The 2369-nt window shown below is 67.8% G+C and carries 4 protein-coding genes; all 4 read left to right on the forward strand.

The features are described from left to right. Positions 1–637: 5'/3'-nucleotidase SurE (gene surE, locus VFE05_14205; GenBank protein ID HET6231221.1), on the forward strand; the 637-nt coding region annotated here is incomplete at its 5' end. 8 nt (positions 638–645) lie between these two features. Beyond that, positions 646–1281, forward strand: a complete 636-nt coding sequence (locus VFE05_14210; protein HET6231222.1) for a protein-L-isoaspartate(D-aspartate) O-methyltransferase — start codon at positions 646–648, stop codon at positions 1279–1281. Continuing rightward, positions 1282–1557: an acylphosphatase gene (locus tag VFE05_14215; protein ID HET6231223.1), complete on the forward strand. Its 276-nt coding sequence runs from the start codon at positions 1282–1284 to the stop codon at positions 1555–1557. Between the two features lie 8 nt (positions 1558–1565). Beyond that, on the forward strand, positions 1566–2114 hold the full coding sequence (locus VFE05_14220) for an adenine phosphoribosyltransferase (protein ID HET6231224.1): 549 nt from the start codon (positions 1566–1568) through the stop codon (positions 2112–2114). The last annotated feature ends 255 nt before the right edge of the window (positions 2115–2369 follow it).

A 2369-nucleotide genomic window follows, 5' to 3' on the forward strand; every position in this document is an offset into this window, starting at 1 on the left:
CCACTCGCTGACCCTGCATCATCCGCTGCGCCCCGTGCGGCGCGCCGAGCGGCGGTGGCAGGTGGACGGCACGCCGACGGACTGCGTCATGCTGGCCGTGGAAGCGCTCCTCCCGGAGCGTCCCGACTTCGTGCTCAGCGGCATCAACCATGGCCAGAACATGGGTGAGGACGTGCTCTATTCCGGCACCGTCGCCGCGGCCATGGAGGGACTGGCGCTGGGCATCCCGTCCATCGCGTTCTCGTTCGCCGGGGGAGACCTCAGGGCGGATCTCACCCACCTCAAGCAGCAGGTGAAGGTGATCACCCCCCTGCTCAAGCATCTCACCTCGCTTCCGACGTTCCCGAAGAACACCTTGTTGAACGTGAACCTGCCGCCCATTCCCGCTGACGGGGTGAAGGGCGCCAGGCTCACCCGGCTCGGCAGCCGCGTGTTCTCCGGATCGATCAAGCCGATGAGGGATCCCTGGGACCGCGAGATCTTCTGGATCGGGGGCGGCTCCATCGTCTGGAGCGGCGAGGACAACTCCGACTTCCGCGCCATTCAGGACGGCTACATCTCGGTGACGCCGCTTCACCTCGACCTCACGAATTACAGCATGCTGGAATCAGCGGGGAATTGGTGGCGGGACCTCTAGACGGGGCCATGGGCGGCGCGCGGCGCCGGCTCGTGGAGCTCCTGCGTGAGAAGGGGATCCGCGACCTGGCGGTGCTGCGCGCCTTCGACATGACGCCCCGGCACGCCTTCGTGCCCACTGGCGTGCGCCATCGCGCGTACGAGGACTCGTCGCTGCCCATCGGCAGCGGCCAGACGATCTCCCAGCCCTCGATCCACGCCCGCTATCTGGAGACCCTCGGGCTCAAGGGCGGGGAGCGGGTGCTGGAGATCGGCACCGGCTCGGGATATCAGACGGTGCTGCTGTCGCACCTCGTCGCGCAGGTCTTCACCATCGAGCGCATACCCGCCCTCTATACGATGGCGCGAGAGGCGATCGCCCGCGCCGGCGCCAAGAACGTCTCGATGCTCCTCGGCGACGGCACGGTGGGCTGGCGTGAGTACGCGCCCTACGACGCGATCCTCGTGAGCGCGGGCGGTCCGTCGATTCCACAGCCGCTCGTGGAGCAGTTGGCCGACGGAGGACGGATGCTCGTCCCCGTGGGTCCGATGGCCGAGCAGACGCTCAAGCTCGTGACCAGGCGCGGCGACACGGTCGAGACGAGAGACGTGGCACCAGTGCGTTTCGTTCCGCTCTACGGAACCCACGGCTGGGAGCAGCAATAGGTGCACTTCCTCCACGTTCGGGTGAATGGCCGGGTGCAGGGGGTCGGCTTCCGCTGGTTCGTGCGTGAGGAGGCTCGCCGCCTCGGCCTCAGCGGCTGGGTGACCAACCTCGAGTCTGGCGACGTGGAGGTCGCGGCCGGGGGAACGGCCGCTTCGCTGGAGCGATTACGGGCCGCGCTGCGCGTCGGGCCCGCGGGCGCCGCGGTGATGGACATCGAAGAACTGGCTGGCGAGGTCCCGAAGCCGCTGCCCTATCCGTTCAATATCCATCGATGAGGCGCGACATGGCGACGGGAGCGTCCACCCCGGAAGCGGTCGCTGAGCGCGTCCGGGCTCGGCTGCGCGACGTCCAGGATTTCCCGAAACCGGGGATCGTCTTCAAGGATATCACCCCGGTCCTGAGCGACGCCCGCCTGTTCGCGGAGGTCATCGCCGCGATGGCGGAGCCCTTCCGGTCGCGCCAGATCACGCACATCGCCGCCATCGAGAGCCGCGGCTTTCTGCTGGCCGCTCCGCTCGCCCTCGCGTTGGGGGCGGGGGTCATCCCGATCCGGAAGCCTGGCAAGCTCCCGGCGCGCACGGCCTCGCGCGCATACGGGCTGGAGTACGGCACCGACCGGCTCGAGGTCCACGTGGATGCCTGTCCGGCGCGGTCGCGCATCCTTCTGGTGGACGACGTACTCGCAACAGGAGGGACCGCGGAAGCGGCTGCCGAGCTGATCGAGGAAGTGGGGGGGACGGTGGTGGCGTGCGCCTTTCTCCTCTCGATTGGTTCGCTGGGCGGGAAAAAGCGCCTGGCGGGGCGGGAAACCCGGGTGCTGGTTCCAACATGAGCGCGGCTGGGCGTGCACGTCCACGTCATGGTCGCGCGTTGCCGAATAATCCATAGGTCAGGAAGTGAGCTGAACACGAGACGGGCCGCCCAGATGGGCGGCCCGTTCGCGTTGCAGGGATGCGTGGTATGCCGACGACCTGGTCAGGGCTCATCCCTATGCGGTCCGCATGCGGCGGTATTCAACACCTAGGGATGCGCACGATAGTCCGTCTGGGCATGCGCAGGCGCGCTGTACAATTCTGTGACGATGTAA

It is taken from the genome of Longimicrobiaceae bacterium (assembly GCA_035696245.1).
Lineage (GTDB): Bacteria > Gemmatimonadota > Gemmatimonadetes > Longimicrobiales > Longimicrobiaceae > DASRQW01.

Coding starts and splice junctions, on each gene's coding strand:
- VFE05_14210 (HET6231222.1), top strand. CDS start 646: ATGGGCGGCGCGCGGCGCCGGCTCGTGGAGCTCCTGCGTGAGAAGGGG.
- VFE05_14220 (HET6231224.1), top strand. CDS start 1,566: ATGGCGACGGGAGCGTCCACCCCGGAAGCGGTCGCTGAGCGCGTCCGG.